The organism is Pseudomonas sp. 65/3-MNA-CIBAN-0223 (assembly GCF_040310425.1).
In the GTDB taxonomy this organism is placed as follows: Bacteria; Pseudomonadota; Gammaproteobacteria; order Pseudomonadales; family Pseudomonadaceae; genus Aquipseudomonas; species Aquipseudomonas gregormendelii.
Map to the genome: position 1 here is coordinate 1 of NZ_JBEOPV010000035.1, position 18,975 is coordinate 18,975.

The following is an 18,975-nucleotide window of genomic DNA, read 5'->3' on the forward strand; positions in this document are numbered from 1 at the left end:
TTGCGTGCGACCTTAAACCCTGTGAGAGCCTGGCTCCCACAGGTGTTTGTGGGGTTCACAAAATTTGCGTGCGACCTCAAACCCTGTGGGAGCCAGCCTGCTGGCGATAGGCGCACCACGAAACATCAGATTTTCGCCGCAGGCCGCCCTGGCTTTTTGGTCTGCAACAAATGCGAGAACACCGCATGCAGGTCATCCGACGCACTTTCCTCGTCGAGATTGAGCTTGCTGTCGATGTGATCCATGTGATGCATCATCAAATCCACTGCCAGCTCGCCATTGCGCGCCTCGATGGCGTCGATCAGTTGGGTGTGTTCGTCATAGGAACAGTGGGAGCGGTTGCCGCTTTCGTACTGGGCAATGATCAGCGAGGTCTGCGACACCAGGCTGCGCTGGAAGCTGATCAGCGGGGCATTCTTCGCCGCTTCGGCCAGCTTCAGGTGGAACTCGCCCGACAGACGAATACCGGCACCGCGATCACCGCGGGAGAAACTGTCACGCTCATCGTTGACCATCTGGCGCAACTCGGCGATTTGCTCGGCCGTGGCGTGCTGTACCGCCAGTTCGGTGATCGCGCGCTCGACCAGACGGCGCGCCAGGAACACCTGGCGAGCTTCCTCGACACTTGGGCTGGCGACGACGGCACCGCGGTTCGGGCGCAGCAGCACCACGCCTTCATGGGCCAGGCGCGACAACGCGCGACGGATGATGGTACGACTGACCCCGAAAATTTCCCCCAGCGCTTCTTCGCTCAACTTGGTGCCGGGCGCCAGGCGCTGCTCGAGGATGGCCTCGAAGATATGCGCGTAGACAATATCGTCCTGGGTTCCGCTGCGACCGGCTTTGCCTGCTCGCGGTTGTTTCTTGAGGGGCTGCAACTGTTCGTTCATGGGCACTCGAGTCGGGAGAACTGCGGCGAATAGACCGTGACTGTAATACGGCACAGTGGGTCGCTGGCAAGTATCGCGTAAAAAACACCGCAATTGTACACAATGGATGGTGGCAACACGACTGTATGGCTGTTTGTTGGCGCCGCTGTACCGCAACGATTGGTTACTTTTGAGTTTAGGCTTGATCGCAGAATCCGCAGCCGGAATGCGATACCCGTACGGGGGGTCGCTTGGCTTTGGATAATTTCGTACGCAATAAGGAACACCCCGTCATGAACGACGCCACGCACACGCAGCTTCGCCCACTGGCCGATACCTCGCCATCGGCCATCGTCGCCGGCTTTATCGCCATGATGACCGGCTACACCAGCTCCCTGGTGCTGATGTTCCAGGCTGGCCAGGCAGCGGGCCTGAGCAGCGGGCAGATTTCGTCGTGGATCTGGGCGATCTCGATCGGCATGGCGGTGTGCTCCATCGGCTTGTCCCTGCGCTATCGCACGCCGATCACCATCGCCTGGTCCACCCCCGGCGCGGCCTTGCTGATCACCAGCCTGGGCGGTGTCAGCTACGGCGAAGCCATTGGCGCCTACATCACCTGCGCGCTCCTGGTGATCATCTGCGGCCTGACCGGCAGCTTCGAACGCCTGGTGAAAAAGATCCCGGCCTCCCTGGCCGCCGCACTGCTGGCGGGCATTCTGTTCAAAATCGGCAGTGAGATCTTCGTCGCCGCGCAGCATCGCACCGCGCTGGTGTTGGGGATGTTCTTTACCTACCTGGTGATCAAGCGCCTGTCCCCCCGCTACGCGGTGTTGGCCGCTCTGCTGATCGGCACCGCACTCTCGGGATTCATGGGGCTGCTGGATTTCAGCGCCTTTCACCTGGAAATTGCCACGCCGGTCTGGACCACCCCGCACTTTTCCCTGGCCGCCACCATCAGCATCGGCATCCCGCTGTTCGTGGTGGCGATGACCTCGCAGAACATGCCAGGTATCGCCGTGTTGCGCGCCGACGGCTACAACGTGCCGGCTTCGCCGCTGATCACCACCACCGGCATCGCCTCGTTGCTGCTGGCGCCCTTCGGCTCCCACGGCATCAACCTGGCGGCCATCAGCGCGGCCATCTGCACCGGGCCACATGCCCATGAAGATCGCAACAAGCGTTACACGGCGGCGGTGTGGTGCGGGATTTTCTACGGCATTGCCGGGGTATTCGGCGCCACGCTGGCGGCACTGTTTGCAGCATTGCCCAAGGAGCTGGTGCTGTCGATTGCTGCGCTGGCGTTGTTCGGGTCGATCATCAATGGCTTGAGCATTGCCATGACCGAGGTCAAGGAGCGCGAAGCGGCGCTGATCACCTTCATGGTCACGGCGTCGGGGCTGACACTGTTTTCCATTGGCTCGGCGTTTTGGGGGATTGTGGCGGGGGTGTTGACGCTGGTGATCCTGAACTGGCGTAAAGCCCTGTAGGAGCGAGCTCGCTCGCGATGGACGTTAACGATTAAGCGGGAAACCTGACACCCCTTGGCGTCCTCAGGTCCATCGCGAGCAAGCTCGCTCCTACAGGGAGCCGAGGGCGGATTTCCGGCAAAAAAAAACGGCGACCCTTGGGTCGCCGTTTTTCATGACATCAAGCTACCGGATTGATCGGCTTTTCCGGGTACCAGACGTCGATCAGCGGGCTGACAGTCGCTTCGGTCAGTTCGCTGCGGCCCTTGAGCCAGGCTTCAACGGCTGCACGTTGCTCTTCAGACACCGAGCCACGTTTCTGCAGGCATACCAGACCGAAGTCGTCGCCGCCAACATAGCCCAGGCCGTTGGCTTCCATGGCTTCTTTCAGGAACGCGTCGAGGAAAGCATCAATGGCTTCATCAGCCAAATCTTCTTTGAAATCCAGGTTCAGCTCGAAACCCAGCTCTTGAAATTCATCGACGCACAATTTTTTGCGCAGACGCTGGGAACGGTTAGTCGCCATTGGAACAATCCTCATAAGTAATAACGGGCGGCACTTTAGCAGTTTAAGCCGCCAATTGCCCGTCTCTATGGGAAGCGCGGCCTACCGCTGGTAAAAAAATAGCGGATTAGGTGCCCCGCTCACGGCACAAGCGGATAAACCTTGGGGCATAATGCCGACACTTTCATGACCACTGAGGGAATTTATCTTCATGCCCTCGTCTTTTTTCCCCCTCGACCGCAGGGTTCTATTTCACATGATCAAATCTTTGCGTCCATTGTTGCTGGCCGGCTTGCTTCTTCCATTGGCCTTTCCCGTCAACGCAGCCCCCATCAACACCGCCCTGACCCCCAACGTCGAAAAAGCCCTCAAGGCCAGCAAGCTGCAGGACAACGCCCTGTCCCTGGTGCTGATCCCGCTCAATGGCCCGGGCACGCCGACCATCTTCAACGCCGACGTCTCGGTCAACCCGGCCTCGACCATGAAACTGGTCACCACCTACGCGGCCCTGGAAATGCTCGGCCCGAATCACCAGTGGAAAACCGAGTTCTACACCGATGGCACCCTCAGCGGCGGCATCCTCAACGGCAACCTCTACCTCAAGGGTGGCGGCGACCCGAAGCTGAACATGGAAAAACTCTGGCTGCTGATGCGTGACCTGCGCGCCAATGGCGTGACCCAGATCACCGGCGACCTGGTGCTGGACCGCAACTTCTTCACCCAGCCGCAGTTGCCCGAGTTCAACGACGACGGCAATGACAACAACAAGCCGTTCCTGGTCAAACCGGATTCGCTGCTGGTCAACCTCAAGGCGCTGCGCTTTGTCGCGCGCAACGATAATGGCCGGGTGCTGGTGTCGGTCGAGCCGCCCATTGCGTCGATTCGCATCGAAAACCAGGTCAAGGCCATCAATTCCAAACAATGCACCGGTGGCGTGCGTTACAACCCGGTAACCCAGCCCGATGGCAGCGTGACCGTGACGGTTGGCGGCCAGCTGGGTGAAGGCTGCAGCTCGCAGACCTACCTGTCGCTGCTTGACCACGCGACCTACACCGCTGGCGCCGTGCGGGCGATCTGGAAGGAACTGGGCGGCAGCATCCAGGGCAAGGACGTGCTGGCCCCAACGCCAAGCGGCGCCAAGTTGCTGGCCCGGGCCTACTCGCCGGACCTGGCGGAAATCATCCGCGACATCAACAAGTACAGTAACAACACCATGGCCCAGCAGCTGTTCCTGAGCCTCGGTCAACGCTATCGCACCGACGCCGACGGCGATGACGCCAAGGCGGCCCAGCGCGTGGTGCGTCAATGGCTGGCGAAAAAAGGCATTACCGCGCCGCACCTGGTCATGGAGAACGGCTCCGGCCTGTCTCGCGCCGAGCGCGTGAGTGCCCGTGAAATGGCCGCGATGCTGCAGGCCGCATGGCGTAGCCCGTATGCCGCCGAGTTCATCAGTTCGATGCCGATTGCCGGTACCGATGGCACCATGCGCAAACGCCTGAAGACCACGGCGATGCGCGGCGAAGCCCACGTCAAGACCGGCACCCTGAACACCGTGCGGGCGATTTCCGGCTTCAGCCGCGACGTCAACGGCAATACCTGGGCGGTGGTGGCGATCCTCAACGATAAAGCGCCGTTTGGTGCGTCGTCGGTGCTGGACCAGGTGCTGCTGGACCTGTATCGCCAGCCGAAACTGCCTCAGACTGCTTCGGTTTTGTAATCGATCAAAATTAAGATCAAGAGATCGCAGCCTCGTTTCACTCGACAGCTCCTACAGGGTTATGTGCACAGGTTATGTGCATACCAACCTGTAGGAGCTGTCGAGGGAAACGAGGCTGCGATCTTTCCAAAACCACCCTAACTCATCTCCGCCTCGACCCGATCCCGCCCCCCCTGCTTCGCCGCATACACCCCCGAATCCGCCCGCAATAACAGCGCATCCGCGCCCTCACCGGCTCGCCAGCTGGCAATCCCGAAGCTTGCGGTCACTGCCCCTACGCCATCGATCGGCGACATGCGCAACGCCTGCCACAGTTGCAGCGCCAGCACGTGTGCGTGTTCGCCGCTGATGTCCGGGCACAGCACCATGAACTCTTCGCCACCCAGACGGCAGAACACATCAGTGCGCCGCAGCCGATCACCGATGCGCTCGCACACCGCCTGCAGCACCCGGTCGCCCACCGCGTGACCATGCTGGTCATTGATGCGCTTGAAGTGGTCGATATCGAGCATGATGACCGACAATTCACCGCCACCGCGCTCGACCCGGTCCATTTCAGTGGTCAGGCGTTCCTGGAAGTAGCGGCGGTTGTGAATCCCGGTCAGCGAGTCCGTCACCGACAGCGCCCGCAACTCCTCTTCCACGCGCTTGAGGTCGGAAATGTCGGAGATGTAGCCGTGCCACAGCACCCCGCCACCCGGTAGTTCCTCAGGGGTAGCCTCGCCACGCACCCAGCGCAACCCGCGGATGGGCAGCTGCACGCGATATTCCTCGCGCCACGGGCTGAGGGTGTCCGCTGACGCCCGGATCGAGGCGCGCACCCGGGTGGTGTCCTGTGGATGAATGCGCGTGAAGATCGCCTCGGCGTTAAGCAACAGCACGTCGGGCTCGAGTTCGTAGATCTCGCGGATCCCGTCACTGGCGTAGATCACGCTGAAACGCCCGTCGAACTCCATCTTGAATTGATAAATGCCGCCCGGGACATGGGCGCTGAGCTTCTTCAGCAACAAATCCCGCGCCGCCAGGGCCTCGTGGACCCGCTTGCGCTCGGTGATGTCGATGCAGATCGCCAGGTGCCCAACCCACAGCCCCTGCTCGTCGAGCACTGGCGTGGCCAGCATGTTCACTGCCAGGTGACTGCCGTCGCTGCGCACCAGCGTCCATTCCCGCGCTTCGTGGCCGCCCTCCTCGCCGCCCTCGACCAGCATCGCCTGGCAGGTTGGAATCGGCTTGCCATAGCGCGCACTGAGTTCCGCCGAGCGAGCCTGGAGCTCCCGGGGCAGGTGCAGGTTCTCCAGGGTCATGCAGCCCACCACCTCGGCGTTGGTGTAGCCAAGCATCTGCTCGGCGCCGGCATTAAAGGTGGTGATGACCCCGCGCAGGTCCGTGGCAATAATTGCCACCTGCGTCGCGGCGTTCAGCACGCCGCGCAACTGGCCATGGGTGCCGCGCAATTCCTGCTCGCTGGCGCGCAGCTCCTGGGTCCGCTGCTCGACCATTTTCAGCGCCCGTTGGCGCTGGCTCACCAGCACGTACAGCAAGGCGCTGAGCAGCAGGCTGAGCATGCCGCCCAGCACTGCCAGGCTGCTGAGGGAGGAATGGTTGGCCTGGGTGAACGCGACGCTGGGTCGCATTTCGACCTGATACTCGTGGTCGGCCAGGCGAATCAGTTGGGTCGAGGACAGCTCGCTGGCGGCGGGTGTATTGCTCGATTCGTAGAGCACTTCATGCTGGTCAGCGGTGGACAGGTCCAGAATGCGTACCGAGAGAAAATCATGGGTCTCCTCGGGTAATCCATCCGCCAACAGCTGACGCATGCTGATCACGGCCATGACGTAGCCGTCGGGCACTGCCCCCGGTTGTGGCTGGTGACTGACGGGGGCGACCAGCAGGATTCCACGGGCATAAGTGGGTTCGATGCCCACCAGATAAAGGGGTTGCGACACCGCCAGGCCGCCAAGGGCATCGGCCCGCTCCAGCGTCGCACGGCGCTGAGGCTGGGCGAGCAAGTCGAAACCCAGCGGCGTGGGGAGACGACTTTGGCTCTGTGTGTACAGCACCGGGGCGTACTCGTCGCGTTCAGGGGCAATCTGCAGGTTGCCTGCGGCATCCATGTCGCGCACGCTGAATTCGCTCAGGCCCTGCTGATGCGCGGTCTGCTCAAGCGCCGCCCGTTCAGACCGGGATATGCGTGGGGCCCAGGAGTAAGCCTGGGTGCGATGCAAAAGTGGTTTGGCATACCCGTCGAATTCCTCGCGGGACACCGAACCGGAATTGGCAAAGAACCGGCGCAGCCCGTCGAGGCGCTGCTCCTGGTCTTCGAAACGTTCTTCGATACGGCTGTAGCGTTCACTGGCCAGCAGTTGGAAACGTTGCCGTAATTGATGGTGGAACTGGTTTTGTGTCGACCAGGCGAGCAATCCGGTAAAAATCCCGCCCACGAGCAATACCAGCAGCGCGACCAGCCAGGCCGAAACGTGTTCACTGATAAACCCCAGGATCTTTGGGCGCATGACGTGCAGCGACATATAGGCAGACTCAAAACGCCAAGTGCCGGGAAAACCCACTGGCCCTGGGTTGAGTTATAGCTATTAGCCACTAATTTGACCAGCACTGTACTTGCAACTGCACCCTTTGCTGCTGATGCTCCTGTAGGAGCTGTCGAGTGAAACGAGGCTGCGATCTTTGGATCTTTTCTTTAAAACAAGATCAAAAGATCGCAGCCTGCGGCCGCTCCTACAGTGGATCCAGGTGTCAACGCGCCATGATTTTCCAGGCGCGGTGGATTTTGCCGTTACGGGCGAAGTCCGGGTCGATGGTCTTGGCGGTGATCTCCTCGACTGCGTAGCGCTCGCTCAGGTTGGGCTCGAGCTCGAACTTGCGGAAGTTGTTGGAGAAGTACAGCACACCACCCGGTGCCAGGCGCGCCATGGCCAGGTCGATCAGTTGCACCTGGTCACGTTGCACGTCGAAGATCCCTTCCATGCGCTTGGAGTTGGAGAACGTCGGCGGGTCGATGAAGATCAGGTCGTACTCGTCACGGCAGGCGTCCAGCCAGACCATCACATCGCCCTGCTCCAGGCGGTTCTTGTCGGAGAAGCCGTTCAGCGAAAGGTTGCGCCGCGCCCAGTCCAGGTAGGTTTTCGACAGGTCGACGCTGGTGGTGCTGCGTGCGCCACCCTTGGCTGCGTGCACACTCGCCGTCGCGGTGTAGCAGTACAGGTTGAGGAAGCGCTTGCCTGCCGCCTCCTGCTGAATGCGCATACGCATCGGCCGGTGGTCGAGGAACAGACCGGTGTCGAGGTAGTCGGTGAGGTTCACCAGCAGCTTGACGCCACCTTCGTTGACCTCGACGAACTTGCCCTGCGCGGCCTGGCGCTCGTATTGCTTGGTGCCGCTCTGCCGCTCGCGACGCTTGACCACGACGCGGCTCTTGTCGACGTTCAACGCCTGGGGAATCGCCGCCAGGGCATCGAACATGCGCGCCGAAGCTTTTTCCGGGTCGATGGATTTTGGCGCGGCGTATTCCTGGACGTGGACCCAATCCTGGTACAGGTCGATGGCCATGGAGTATTCCGGCATGTCGGCATCGTAGACGCGGTAGCAGTCGATGCCTTCACGCTTGACCCACTTGCTCAGGGCCTTGAGGTTCTTCTGCAGGCGGTTGGCGAACATCTGCCCACCCTCGCTCAAGCGCGGCTGCTCGATCACCACCGGCGCCGGTTTGATCGGGTTGCCGTTCTTGTTGTACTTCTCGTACTTGCCTGGCGCGACGTCGTTGCCTTCGACCTGGACTTCAGCCTGCTCGCGCTCGACCTGGCGTTGTTCCGGGGTGCGACGCTCGCCAGTCACGAACTGATCCGGGGTGACCTTGATCAGCAGCAGCTTGCACGGCAAGGCGCCGTTCCAGAACGAATACTGCTTGTGGCTGCGGATACCCATGCGCTTGCCCAGGTCCGGCGCGCCGGTGAACACGGCCGCTTCCCAGTTCAGGCAGGCCTGACGCAGGCGCTCGCCAAGGTTCTGGTAGAGATAGAGCAGGCTCGCCTCATCGCCCAGACGCTCGCCGTACGGCGGGTTGCAGATGACCAGACCTTTCTGGTTCTGGTCCGGACGCGGTTCAAAGGTGCCGACTTCGCCCTGGTAGATCTTGATCCACTCGCTCAGGCCAGCCCGTTCAACGTTATTGCGACCAGGCTGAATAAGGCGCGGGTCCGCTTCGTAACCGCGAATCCACAGCGGCGGCTTGGCCAGGCCGGCGGCGCAACGCTCGGTGGCTTCTTCATGAAGCTTTTTCCACAGCGCCGGAACGTGGCCGAGCCAGGCGGTGAAGCCCCACTGCTCGCGACGCAGGTTGGGGGCCATGTCGGCGGCGATCATCGCCGCTTCGACCAGGAAGGTGCCCACGCCACACATCGGGTCAGCCAGGGCGCCGCCGTCGGCAGCAATACGTGGCCAGCCGGAACGGATCAGGATCGCCGCCGCGAGGTTTTCCTTCAGCGGTGCCGCACCCTGCTGCAGGCGGTAACCGCGCTGGTGCAGGCTGTGGCCGGACAGGTCGAGCGACAGAATCGCTTCGCCGCGGTCCAGGCGCAGGTGAATGCGCAGGTCGGGGTTGAGTTTATCAATCGACGGACGGTCGCCTTGCGGGGTGCGCAACTTGTCGACGATGGCGTCCTTGACCTTCAAAGCGCCGAAATGGGTGTTATCGATGCCCGAGCCATGGCCACTGAACTCGACGGCCAGGGTGCCGTCGCTGAGCATGTGGTCCTGCCATTCGATGTCGAGCACACCGTGGTAGAGATCTTCGGCGTCCTTCATCGGGAAACGCTTGAGCACCAGCAGCACCCGGTTCGCGAGGCGCGACCACAGGCACAGGCGGTAGGCGGTTTCCATGGTTGCCATGCCGCGCACGGCAGAGGTGTGCTCACGCGCTTCCTCAAGGCCAAGCCCGACGGCTTCCTCGATGAGCAGGCCTTCAAGGCCTTTTGGGCAAGTGAGGAAGAGTTCGAAACGATCGGACATGGGAATTCCAGAACCTTTAGCTGAGTGAACGGGCAACGCATTGCCGGTCCGGTTTTCAATCAGGCGCTTTTCTAAAAGAACGCCCGCGTGGCACGAAGGTGTGCCGACCCACCCTTGCTGCTCGGTGTAAAGGAGCTTAGATGCAAAGACAGGTAAAAAAGTTGGTGCAACAAAATGTCATAACTCGACCCTTCGTCGAATAATGCGCTCACTCAACGCGAGGCATTCTCAGCAAGGGATTAACGTCATCATCCTGCGGGGTGCCGATCATACCGGGGTTTGACCAACAAACGCTGGCAAATATCGTGTTACTTATGGCCATACCACCTTAACGGTCACGTCCTTATGACAAAACGATCATTCCCTCGATGTGACGCATTGGTTAGAACTCAACACAGGTTGGCGCCACAACGGACGTCAACACCTTGGCTCGCCACGCCGGCAGCGAGCCTCCCAACGGCAGACATTTCTGCCAGACCTCGATTGAGGTCAACGCGATAAATACAGTCAACAAGTGAGGGCAACACCCTATGAGAAGACTTAAGCGTGATCCGTTGGAAAGAGCATTTTTGCGCGGATATCAATATGGCGTTGGTGGTAAATCCCGTGAGCTTTGCCCATTTACTCTACCGTCGGTACGTCAAGCCTGGATTAACGGCTGGCGAGAAGGACGCGGCGACAACTGGGACGGTATGACCGGCACTGCGGGAATCCACAGACTCAACGAACTTCACGCCGTCGGCTAATTTTACAGGGCTAAACACTCCGACACGACAATCTGAACACTGCATCAATTAACCACGCACGCCCCATCCGGGCGGCGGGCTTCGGCCCAGGGGCTCCTTCGAGGAGCCCTTTTTTATGGCTGCTTTCCCGCCAAAGCGCAGCCGGCATTGGCTGGAATCACCGGGCCATGGGGGTTATCTCAGGGCGGCGATGGCGTCCACGCACTCGCGAATCAACGCCGGGCCCTTGTAGATGAAACCGGAATAGATCTGCACCAGGCTCGCCCCTGCAGTGATTTTCTCGGCGGCGTGCTTGCCTTCGGTGATCCCGCCCGCGGCGATGATCGGCAGACGCCCTGCCAGCTCTGCTGCCAGCACCTTGACCGTATGGGTGCTCTTCTCCCGCACTGGGGCACCCGACAAGCCGCCTGCCTCGTCCCCATGCTCCATGCCTTCGACGCCAACGCGACTCAGGGTGGTGTTGGTGGCGATGACGGCGTCCATGCCGGTCTCACTCAGGGCCTGTGCAACCTGGGCGGTTTCTTCGTCGGTCATGTCCGGGGCAATCTTGATCGCCAGCGGCACATGTCTGCCGTGACGCAAGGCCAGTTCCGCACGGCGGGTGGCCAGGTCGGCGAGCAATTGCTTGAGCGAATCACCAAATTGCAGGCTGCGCAGCCCTGGCGTATTCGGCGAACTGACGTTAACCGTGACATAGCTGGCGTGGGCATACACCTTGTCCAGGCAGATCAGGTAATCGTCCACGGCGCGCTCGACTGGGGTATCGAAGTTCTTGCCGATATTGATGCCCAGCACGCCCTTGTACTTCGCCGCAGCCACCCGGGCCAGCAGGTGATCGACGCCAAGGTTGTTGAAGCCCATGCGATTGATGATGGCCTCGGCTTCCGGCAGACGGAAAATCCGTGGTTTCGGATTGCCCGGTTGCGGACGCGGGGTCACGGTGCCGATTTCGACGAAACCGAAACCCAGTTGGGCAAAACCGTCGATGGCCGCGCCATTCTTGTCCAGGCCCGCTGCCAGGCCTACGGGATTGGGAAAATCCAGGCCCATGACGGTCACCGGCTTTTTCGCCGGCGCCTTGCACAACATGCCGTTGAGCCCCAGGCGTCCGCCCGCGCCGATCAGGTCCAGGGACAGATCGTGGGAGGTTTCCGGGGAAAGTTTGAACAACAGCTGACGGGCCAGGGTGTACATGGGCGGCTTTGACTCTGGGCGGCGAAAAGTGGCGCCGATTATAGCCGGGGTGGGGGCTGGCGTGCGAGGGACCGGTTAAATCGAGTTCGACAGCTCGGTTCGCACAGCGGGCCCGACCACGGCGCAGTCGAATCGATACCCCTGGCCATAAACGGTGGTGATGAAGTCCCGGTCCTCCTTCAACAGCTTGCGCAACACGTAGATGCAGCGGGTCAAGGACTCCTCGGCTGCAACGGTCCCGGGCCAGGCCGCGCTCAGAAGTTGATCCTTGCTGACCACCAAACCGGCCGAGCCGAGCAACAAGCGAAGCACGCATAATTCTTTTGGCGGCACGTGTACGACCCTGCCCGCGTGCATCAGGGTGCCGTCACTTTGCAGCCGCCACCGGTCAAACAGGAATGACTCGGACGGGGAATGATCAATGGCGCTGTTCATGTTCGCAACTCCCTATGCCTGTGCGCTGCCAGGCTCAACGATGAATGGCGCGACAATAGAGAATCGGGCAGGCGCCTTCCATAGGACTCCAGGCTTACCAACCTGGGGAAATGTCGATCCAGCTTGTAGGATTTTTAACCACCGATAACCCTCACGGACGAAGGGTGGATTGGATGATCGCGGGAGGATGGATGAGGTGGCGCGTTGAATCCTGATGAAAAGCTGATGGCCGCTGGCATATGCCTTGCAGCCCTACTCCCATCAGTGCTCGGACCAACGTCGGACATGAGCGCAAGGACAATGGCGTCGCCACCTGGCTCTGCTCGCGCATGGACCGGTGGCGACGTCTTTTTTTTTAAGGTGCACAATCGATGAACGAACCCTCCGCCGGCCCGTTGGCATGGGTCAATGGCAGCGATGCCCCGGAAAAAACCGAAATCAATCTCGGCTTCATGGCCCTGAGCGACTGCGCCTCCGTGGTCGTCGCCGCCACCCAGGGCTTTGCCCAGCCTTACGGCCTGACCCTGAACCTCAAGCGCCAGTCGTCCTGGGCCAGCCTGCGGGACAAACTGGTCAGCGGCGAACTGGATGCCGCCCACAGCCTGTATGGCCTGGTGTATGCGGTGCACCTTGGCATAGGCGGCGTCGCGGCCACCGACATGGCGGTGCTGATGGGCCTGAACCAGAATGGCCAGAGCATCAACCTCTCCCCGGGCTTGCAGGCACTTGGCGTGACCAGTCCTGAGGCACTGGATCGCCACGTGCACCAAAGTCGCCCACGGCTGACGTTTGCCCAGACATTCCCCACCGGCACCCACGCCATGTGGTTGTACTACTGGCTGGCGAGCCAGGGTATCCATCCGCTGCAGGATGTCGACAGCGTGGTGGTGCCGCCGCCGCAGATGGTCGCGCATCTGCAGGCGGGGCGCATCGACGGTTTCTGCGTGGGCGAGCCGTGGTCCGCCAGTGCAGTGAAACAGAATCTCGGATTCACCCTGGCGACCACCCAGGCAATCTGGCCCGATCACCCGGAAAAAGTCCTGGGCTGCACCCGCGCCTTCGTCGAGCAGTACCCCAATACCGCCCGCGCCCTGGTCATGGCGATTCTCGAGGCCAGTCGTTTTATTGAAGCCAGTAGCGAGAACCGTCGCAGCACCGCGCAGCTGCTCACTGCTGCGCAATATCTCGATGCGCCGCTCGATTGCATCGAACCGCGGCTGCTGGGCGACTACGCTGACGGGCTCGGCAATCGCTGGCAGGACCCGCATGCCCTGCGCTTCCACGGGGATGGCGAGGTCAATTTGCCTTATCTGTCCGATGGCCTGTGGTTCATGACCCAATTTCGTCGCTGGGGGTTGCTGCGCGACGATCCGGATTATCTGGCGGTCGCCCGACAGGTTCAGCAGCTGGACCTGTACCGCGAAGCCGCCAGCGCCGTGGGAGTTGCCAGCCAGCTCGGGGACATGCGCCGCAGCCAGTTGATCGACGGCAAGATCTGGGACGGCTCGGACCCGGCCGGGTATGCACGCAGTTTCAAGCTGCATGCCCTGCATGACTCCTCTGCCCTACTCGCCAGCCGCTGACAGGAGACTGCGAACATGTTGCGTATCCTGCTGATCAACGACACGGCGAAGAAAGTCGGACGCCTCAAGGCCGCCTTGACCGAAGCCGGCTTCGAGGTGATCGACGAGTCCGGCCTGACCATCGACCTGCCCGCACGCGTCGAAACGGTGCGCCCGGACGTGATCCTGATCGATACCGAGTCACCCAGCCGCGATGTCATGGAGCAAGTGGTACTGGTGAGCCGTGATCAGCCCAGGCCGATCGTGATGTTCACCGACGAGCATGACCCGGGCGTGATGCGCCAGGCGATCAAGTCCGGGGTGAGTGCCTACATTGTCGAAGGCATTCACGCACAGCGCCTGCAACCGATTCTCGACGTGGCCATGGCGCGTTTCGAGAGCGACCAGGCACTGCGCGCTCAATTGCATGCCCGCGACCAGCAACTGGCGGAGCGCAAGCGCATCGAGCTGGCCAAGGGGTTGTTGATGAAGATGAAAGACTGCAACGAGGAAGAGGCTTACACCCTGATGCGTCGCCAGGCGATGAGCCGGCAGCAGAAGCTGATTCAGGTGGCGGAGCAGATTATTGCGATGAGTGAGTTGCTGGGCTGAGGTGTTGTGCTGGCCCCGCGGACGTCATCGCGGGCAAGCCCGGCTCCCACAGAGATGTCTGCCGTACACAAATGCTGCGTCCACCACCAACACCCTGTGGGAGCGGGCTTGCCCGCGATGGGAGCACCTCGGTTTCAGTGGTTGGCACAGATCTGGCAATGTAATTCACCACAGGTAACCAACGGCGGTTGCCCCACCTACGACAAAGACGTCGCTCACCCCATTTGCCCTGGCAAATCCGGTAGCGGCGTTTTTTCGTTTTGGCCCCATGGCACGGGGTCGGTGGTGCGGCCGTCAAGGCGCCCCATCTGCTAGCTCACGGTTCCCACTCGAGACTCTTCACAGCTGAGGTGCGCGATGAATTCAAGCTTCTGGAAATCCGGTCATACCCCGACTCTGTTCGCGGCGTTCCTCTATTTCGACCTGAGTTTCATGGTCTGGTACCTGCTCGGCCCACTGGCCGTACAAATAGCCACGGACCTGCAGCTGACCACCCAGCAGCGCGGCCTGGTGGTTGCCACGCCGATTCTGGCCGGGGCAATACTGCGCTTCATCATGGGCATGCTGGCCGATCGCCTATCGCCGAAAACCGCCGGGATCATTGGCCAGGTGATTGTCATCTGCGCCCTGTTCGTGGCCTGGAAGCACGGCATCCACAGCTACGAACAAGCATTGCTGCTGGGGCTGTTCCTCGGCATGGCCGGCGCGTCGTTCGCCGTGGCCCTGCCGCTGGCATCGCAGTGGTATCCGCCGCAACATCAAGGCAAGGCAATGGGCATTGCGGGGGCAGGTAATTCCGGCACGGTGCTGGCCGCATTGATCGCCCCGGTCCTGGCGGCGGCATTCGGCTGGAGCAACGTATTCGGCTTCGCCCTGATCCCGTTGATCCTGACGCTCATTGTGTTCACCTGGCTGGCCAAAAATGCCCCGGAGCGGCCAAGAGCCAAATCGGTCACCGACTACTTCAAGGCCCTGGGCGATCGCGACAGCTGGTGGTTCATGTTCTTCTACAGCGTAACGTTTGGCGGCTTCATCGGCCTGGCGAGCGCTCTGCCCGGCTACTTCAACGACCAATACGGACTGAGCCCGGTCACCGCCGGTTACTACACCGCCGCCTGCGTGTTTGGCGGCAGCCTGATGCGGCCTTTGGGTGGTGCGCTGGCCGACCGTTTCGGCGGGATTCGCACGCTGCTGGGGATGTATACCGTGGCGGCCGTGTGTATCGCAGCAGTCGGTTTCAACCTGCCAAGTTCCTACGCCGCCCTGGCGCTTTTCGTGTGCACCATGCTCGGTCTGGGGGCAGGTAATGGCGCGGTGTTCCAACTGGTCCCACAGCGTTTTCGCCGGGAAATCGGCGTGATGACCGGGTTGATCGGCATGGCGGGCGGCATTGGCGGCTTTGCCCTGGCAGCCGGCATGGGCGCCATCAAGCAAAGCACCGGCAGCTACCAGCTGGCGTTGTGGTTGTTCGCCAGCCTGGGCGTGCTCGCCTGGTTCGGCCTGCATGGCGTGAAACGTCGCTGGAGAACCACCTGGGGCTCTGCTGCCGTCACCGCTGCACGGGTCTGAACCGGCAATGAGCCTGCAGCTGAGTTTCGCTGAAGCCAGCGCCATCGGTCCGCGCGAGGAAAACCAGGACGCCCTGCGCCTGGTCACGCCCGCTCCGGCGCTGGCCGCGAGCAAAGGCTATCTGTTCGCGATTGCCGATGGGGTCAGCCAATGCGCGGACGGCGGGCTCGCAGCCCGCTCGACCTTGCAGGCGCTGGCACAGGATTACTACGCGACGCCGGAAACCTGGGCGGTCGCCCAGGCCCTCGATCGCCTGCTGCTGGCGCAGAACCGCTGGCTGCAGGCCAATGGCGGCGGGCAGCCGCTGCTGACCACTGTCAGCGCCCTGGTCGTGCGCGGCCGGCGCTTCACCCTGGCGCACGTTGGTGATTGCCGGGTGTATCGCTGGCATGCCGGCCACTTGCAGCGTATCAGCGAGGACCACGTCTGGGATCAGCCCGGCATGCAGCACGTGCTCAAGCGTGCGATGGGCCTGGATCAACATCTGGTGCTGGATTTCCTCGATGGCGAGTTACGCCTGGACGAGAGCTTTGTGCTGCTCAGCGACGGCGTCTGGGCGGTATTGGGCGACACGGCCATCGCGGCAATCCTGCGCGATCAACCGGATCTGCACAGTGCCGCGCAAACCCTGGTCAGTGCCGCGCACCTGGCGGGCAGCCAGGACAATGCCAGCGCACTACTCGTGCGGGTGGATGCCCTGGGAGAATCTAGCATCGGCGATGCCCTGGTGCACTTGCAGCAATGGCCGCTGCCGCCAGCGCTGAAGCCGGGGCAGATGTTCGAGGGCTGGCAAGTCGACGCGATACTCGGGCAAAGCCAGCAGTCGCTGCTGTACCGGGTGCATGACGGGCAGCAACAACCCTGGCTGCTGAAAACCCTGCCCGGGCGCCTGCACGACGATCACCAGGCCGGGCAGGCATTGCTGGCAGAGGAATGGTTTCTCAAGCGCGTTGCCGGACGGCACTTTCCTGAAGTCCATCCCGCCAGTCAGCGTCAGCACTTGTACTACGTGATGCGTGAATACTCCGGTTCAACCCTGGCGGCACTGCATGCCGACGTCGGACCGTTGCCGCTGGCTCAATGGCTGGACCTGGCCGAACGCCTGTTGCGCGCAGTCGGCATGCTGCATCGCCGACAGATTCTGCATCGCGACATCAAGCCGGAGAACCTGCTGCTGGGGGACGACGGCGAGTTGCGCCTGCTGGATTTTGGCCTGGTCTATTGCCCGGGCCTGTCCGAAGACCAGCCGTGCGCTCTGCCCGGCACCCCGAGCTACATCGCGCCGGAAGCTTTTGGCGGCGCGGCACCCACCCTGCAACAGGACCTTTACGCGGTCGGCGTGACCCTGTACTTCCTGTTGACCGGGCACTACCCCCACGGCGAAATCGAAGCCTTCCAGCGCCCGCGCTTTGGTGTGCCGGTGAGTGCCAGTCGCTACCGCCCGGACCTGCCGGAGTGGATCGCGCAGAGCCTGGCGCGGGCCGTTGCGGCTGATCCGGCGAATCGATTTGAAACGGCGGAAGAATGGTTGCTGCTCCTGGAACAGGGCGAGCGGCACAGCCTGAGCGTGCGGCCACGACCTTTGCTGGAACGCGAACCGCTGAAGGTGTGGCGGACCATGGCGCTGGTGTCGCTGGTGGTGAATATGGTGCTGTTGATTTTGGTTTTTCGTGGTTAGTACCGGGGAGCGCCCATCGCGAGCAGGCTCGCTCCCACAGGGCATCTCCACTGGCCTATGAGGAACAGGCTCCAACGGAGTGCGTCACGCTTCGATTCGGTGCAGGAACGGCACTGCCAACCTTCAAAAACCACCTGTGAAACATCAATTGTGCCGGCTTCCAGACTTGGCACAACCACTGCATTAACGCTCCCAACAGACATAAAGCTCACCCTCAACGAAGAGGGCTGCGCTTCCCGATAGAACGGGACAAGGACAAAGGCGTCCCCGCCAGGCAACTGGCGGGACGCCTTTTTTTGTTTGCGCGAAATGTTCAAGTACGACCTGAAACGCCCAGATGCGGCGGGTCCCAGCTCCCCGGAGAACCTGATGAACAAATTGAAACTGGTGATGATCGGCAACGGCATGGCCGGGGTCCGCACCCTGGAGGAATTGCTCAAGCTGAGCAACGACCTGTACGACATCACCGTCTTCGGCGCCGAACCCCATACCAACTACAATCGCATCCTGCTGTCGCCGGTACTGGCGGGCGAGCAGACGTTCGAAGAGATCGTGCTCAACGACCTGGACTGGTACCTCGACAACAACATCAAGCTGCTGCTTAACCGCAAAGTGGTGCAGATCGACCGGATCAGGCGCCGGGTGATTGCCGATGACGGCACCGAAGCCGAGTACGACCGCCTGCTGATTGCCACCGGCTCGACGCCGTTCATCCTGCCCATTCCGGGCAACACGCTGCAGGGCGTGATCGGCTACCGCGACATCGCCGACACCCAGGCGATGATCAACACCGCCAGGACCCACACCCATGCCGTGATCATCGGCGGCGGCCTGCTCGGCCTTGAAGCGGCCAACGGCCTGATGCTGCGCGGCATGCACGTCACCGTGGTGCACATAGGCGAATGGCTGCTGGATCGACAGCTGGACAAGACCAGCGGCCAGCTGCTGCAGACCGCCCTGGAAGGTCGCGGCCTGCACTTTCGCCTGCGCGAACAGACCCAGGCGCTGCACGATGCCGGCAATGGCCGGGTCGGCTCGGTGCAATTCAGCAATGGCGACGTGATCCCGGCCGACCTGGTGGTGATGGCGGCCGGTATTCGGCCCCGCACCGAACTGGCGGAAAAATCCGGCCTTCCCTGCAACCGCGGGATCCTGGTCAACGACACGCTGCAAACCTACGACCCGCGCATCTACGCGATTGGCGAATGTGCCAGCCACCGCGGCATCGCCTACGGCCTGGTCGCGCCCCTGTTCGAACAGGCCAAGGTCTGCGCCAACCACCTGGCCCAGCTGGGTTTCGCCACCTATAAGGGCTCGGTGACCTCGACCAAATTGAAGGTCACCGGCATCGATCTGTTCTCCGCTGGCGACTTCATGGGCGGTGAAGGTACCGAGACCATCACCCTTTCGGACCCGATTAGCGGGATCTACAAAAAACTGGTGATCAAGGACGACGTCCTCGTCGGTGCCTGCCTGTACGGCGATACCGCAGACGGCGGCTGGTATTTCCGCCAGATCCGGGAGAACCACGACATTGAGCCAATCCGTGACCACCTGATGTTCGGCGACGCCTGCTTGCCGGCCCTGCGGGAAGCAA

General features: G+C 61.8%; 13 protein-coding genes and 1 pseudogene. 8 read left to right on the forward strand and 6 right to left on the reverse strand.

Annotation, left to right across the window (positions count from 1 at the left end):
- Positions 1-125 precede the first annotated feature (125 nt).
- Positions 126-890 (reverse strand): GntR family transcriptional regulator, encoded by a 765-nt coding sequence (locus tag AAEZ09_RS26875; RefSeq protein WP_045060296.1) that lies wholly within the window; start codon positions 888-890, stop codon positions 126-128.
- 272 nt (positions 891-1,162) lie between these two features.
- On the opposite strand from AAEZ09_RS26875, the gene AAEZ09_RS26880 reads away from it, so the two are divergent.
- Positions 1,163-2,356 (forward strand): benzoate/H(+) symporter BenE family transporter, encoded by a 1,194-nt coding sequence (locus tag AAEZ09_RS26880; RefSeq protein WP_350601430.1) that lies wholly within the window; start codon positions 1,163-1,165, stop codon positions 2,354-2,356.
- 160 nt (positions 2,357-2,516) lie between these two features.
- Here AAEZ09_RS26880 and AAEZ09_RS26885 read toward each other — a convergent pair whose 3' ends face one another.
- Positions 2,517-2,861, reverse strand: coding sequence for a YggL family protein (locus tag AAEZ09_RS26885; RefSeq protein WP_007896965.1), 345 nt, complete (start codon positions 2,859-2,861; stop codon positions 2,517-2,519).
- A gap of 235 nt (positions 2,862-3,096) precedes the next feature.
- On the opposite strand from AAEZ09_RS26885, the gene dacB reads away from it, so the two are divergent.
- Positions 3,097-4,557 carry a D-alanyl-D-alanine carboxypeptidase/D-alanyl-D-alanine endopeptidase gene (gene dacB, locus AAEZ09_RS26890; RefSeq protein WP_350601432.1) on the forward strand — a complete coding sequence of 487 codons (1,461 nt, stop codon included), beginning with the start codon at positions 3,097-3,099 and terminating at the stop codon, positions 4,555-4,557.
- A gap of 137 nt (positions 4,558-4,694) precedes the next feature.
- Here dacB and AAEZ09_RS26895 read toward each other — a convergent pair whose 3' ends face one another.
- Together AAEZ09_RS26895 and rlmKL are read right to left on the reverse strand one after the other, a co-directional pair.
- Positions 4,695-7,085, reverse strand: coding sequence for a sensor domain-containing diguanylate cyclase (locus AAEZ09_RS26895; RefSeq protein WP_350601433.1), 2,391 nt, complete (start codon positions 7,083-7,085; stop codon positions 4,695-4,697).
- A 226-nt stretch (positions 7,086-7,311) separates the two neighbouring features.
- Complete coding sequence (rlmKL, locus tag AAEZ09_RS26900) at positions 7,312-9,582, reverse strand: bifunctional 23S rRNA (guanine(2069)-N(7))-methyltransferase RlmK/23S rRNA (guanine(2445)-N(2))-methyltransferase RlmL (RefSeq protein ID WP_045061008.1); 2,271 nt, start codon at positions 9,580-9,582, stop codon at positions 7,312-7,314.
- Between the two features lie 530 nt (positions 9,583-10,112).
- Here rlmKL and rmf point away from each other — a divergent pair.
- On the forward strand, positions 10,113-10,328 hold the full coding sequence (rmf, locus tag AAEZ09_RS26905) for a ribosome modulation factor (RefSeq protein ID WP_003223300.1): 216 nt from the start codon (positions 10,113-10,115) through the stop codon (positions 10,326-10,328).
- A 174-nt stretch (positions 10,329-10,502) separates the two neighbouring features.
- Here rmf and AAEZ09_RS26910 read toward each other — a convergent pair whose 3' ends face one another.
- Entirely contained in the window at positions 10,503-11,522 is a 1,020-nt protein-coding gene (locus AAEZ09_RS26910; protein WP_350601435.1) for a quinone-dependent dihydroorotate dehydrogenase, read from the reverse strand.
- Positions 11,523-11,597: 75 nt separating this feature from the next.
- On the reverse strand, positions 11,598-11,957 hold the full coding sequence (locus tag AAEZ09_RS26915; RefSeq protein WP_350601437.1) for a winged helix-turn-helix domain-containing protein: 360 nt from the start codon (positions 11,955-11,957) through the stop codon (positions 11,598-11,600).
- A 371-nt stretch (positions 11,958-12,328) separates the two neighbouring features.
- Here AAEZ09_RS26915 and AAEZ09_RS26920 point away from each other — a divergent pair, with 371 nt between their 5' ends.
- From AAEZ09_RS26920 to AAEZ09_RS26940, 5 genes and pseudogenes are all read left to right on the forward strand, one after another.
- Entirely contained in the window at positions 12,329-13,540 is a 1,212-nt protein-coding gene (locus tag AAEZ09_RS26920; RefSeq protein WP_350601439.1) for a CmpA/NrtA family ABC transporter substrate-binding protein, read from the forward strand.
- A 15-nt stretch (positions 13,541-13,555) separates the two neighbouring features.
- Positions 13,556-14,131 (forward strand): ANTAR domain-containing response regulator, encoded by a 576-nt coding sequence (locus AAEZ09_RS26925; protein ID WP_042558507.1) that lies wholly within the window; start codon positions 13,556-13,558, stop codon positions 14,129-14,131.
- 357 nt (positions 14,132-14,488) lie between these two features.
- The gene (locus tag AAEZ09_RS26930) at positions 14,489-15,700 is read left to right on the forward strand and encodes a nitrate/nitrite transporter (RefSeq protein ID WP_045061003.1); all 1,212 of its coding nucleotides are present in this window, start codon (positions 14,489-14,491) and stop codon (positions 15,698-15,700) included.
- 7 nt (positions 15,701-15,707) lie between these two features.
- Complete coding sequence (locus AAEZ09_RS26935; protein ID WP_350601440.1) at positions 15,708-17,378, forward strand: bifunctional protein-serine/threonine kinase/phosphatase; 1,671 nt, start codon at positions 15,708-15,710, stop codon at positions 17,376-17,378.
- A gap of 369 nt (positions 17,379-17,747) precedes the next feature.
- A pseudogene (locus AAEZ09_RS26940) lies at positions 17,748-18,956 on the forward strand (NAD(P)/FAD-dependent oxidoreductase); the annotation flags it as partial.
- Positions 18,957-18,975 lie beyond the last annotated feature (19 nt).

What these genes read in the sequence shown, in the direction of transcription:
- dacB (WP_350601432.1), top strand. Translation starts at nt 3,097, where the DNA reads ATGATCAAATCTTTGCGTCCATTGTTGCTGGCCGGCTTGCTTCTTCCA.
- rmf (WP_003223300.1), top strand. Translation starts at nt 10,113, where the DNA reads ATGAGAAGACTTAAGCGTGATCCGTTGGAAAGAGCATTTTTGCGCGGA.
- AAEZ09_RS26910 (WP_350601435.1), bottom strand. Translation starts at nt 11,522, where the DNA reads ATGTACACCCTGGCCCGTCAGCTGTTGTTCAAACTTTCCCCGGAAACC.
- rlmKL (WP_045061008.1), bottom strand. Translation starts at nt 9,582, where the DNA reads ATGTCCGATCGTTTCGAACTCTTCCTCACTTGCCCAAAAGGCCTTGAA.
- AAEZ09_RS26875 (WP_045060296.1), bottom strand. Translation starts at nt 890, where the DNA reads ATGAACGAACAGTTGCAGCCCCTCAAGAAACAACCGCGAGCAGGCAAA.
- AAEZ09_RS26935 (WP_350601440.1), top strand. Translation starts at nt 15,708, where the DNA reads ATGAGCCTGCAGCTGAGTTTCGCTGAAGCCAGCGCCATCGGTCCGCGC.
- AAEZ09_RS26895 (WP_350601433.1), bottom strand. Translation starts at nt 7,085, where the DNA reads ATGTCGCTGCACGTCATGCGCCCAAAGATCCTGGGGTTTATCAGTGAA.
- AAEZ09_RS26915 (WP_350601437.1), bottom strand. Translation starts at nt 11,957, where the DNA reads ATGAACAGCGCCATTGATCATTCCCCGTCCGAGTCATTCCTGTTTGAC.
- AAEZ09_RS26925 (WP_042558507.1), top strand. Translation starts at nt 13,556, where the DNA reads ATGTTGCGTATCCTGCTGATCAACGACACGGCGAAGAAAGTCGGACGC.
- AAEZ09_RS26930 (WP_045061003.1), top strand. Translation starts at nt 14,489, where the DNA reads ATGAATTCAAGCTTCTGGAAATCCGGTCATACCCCGACTCTGTTCGCG.
- AAEZ09_RS26880 (WP_350601430.1), top strand. Translation starts at nt 1,163, where the DNA reads ATGAACGACGCCACGCACACGCAGCTTCGCCCACTGGCCGATACCTCG.
- AAEZ09_RS26885 (WP_007896965.1), bottom strand. Translation starts at nt 2,861, where the DNA reads ATGGCGACTAACCGTTCCCAGCGTCTGCGCAAAAAATTGTGCGTCGAT.
- AAEZ09_RS26920 (WP_350601439.1), top strand. Translation starts at nt 12,329, where the DNA reads ATGAACGAACCCTCCGCCGGCCCGTTGGCATGGGTCAATGGCAGCGAT.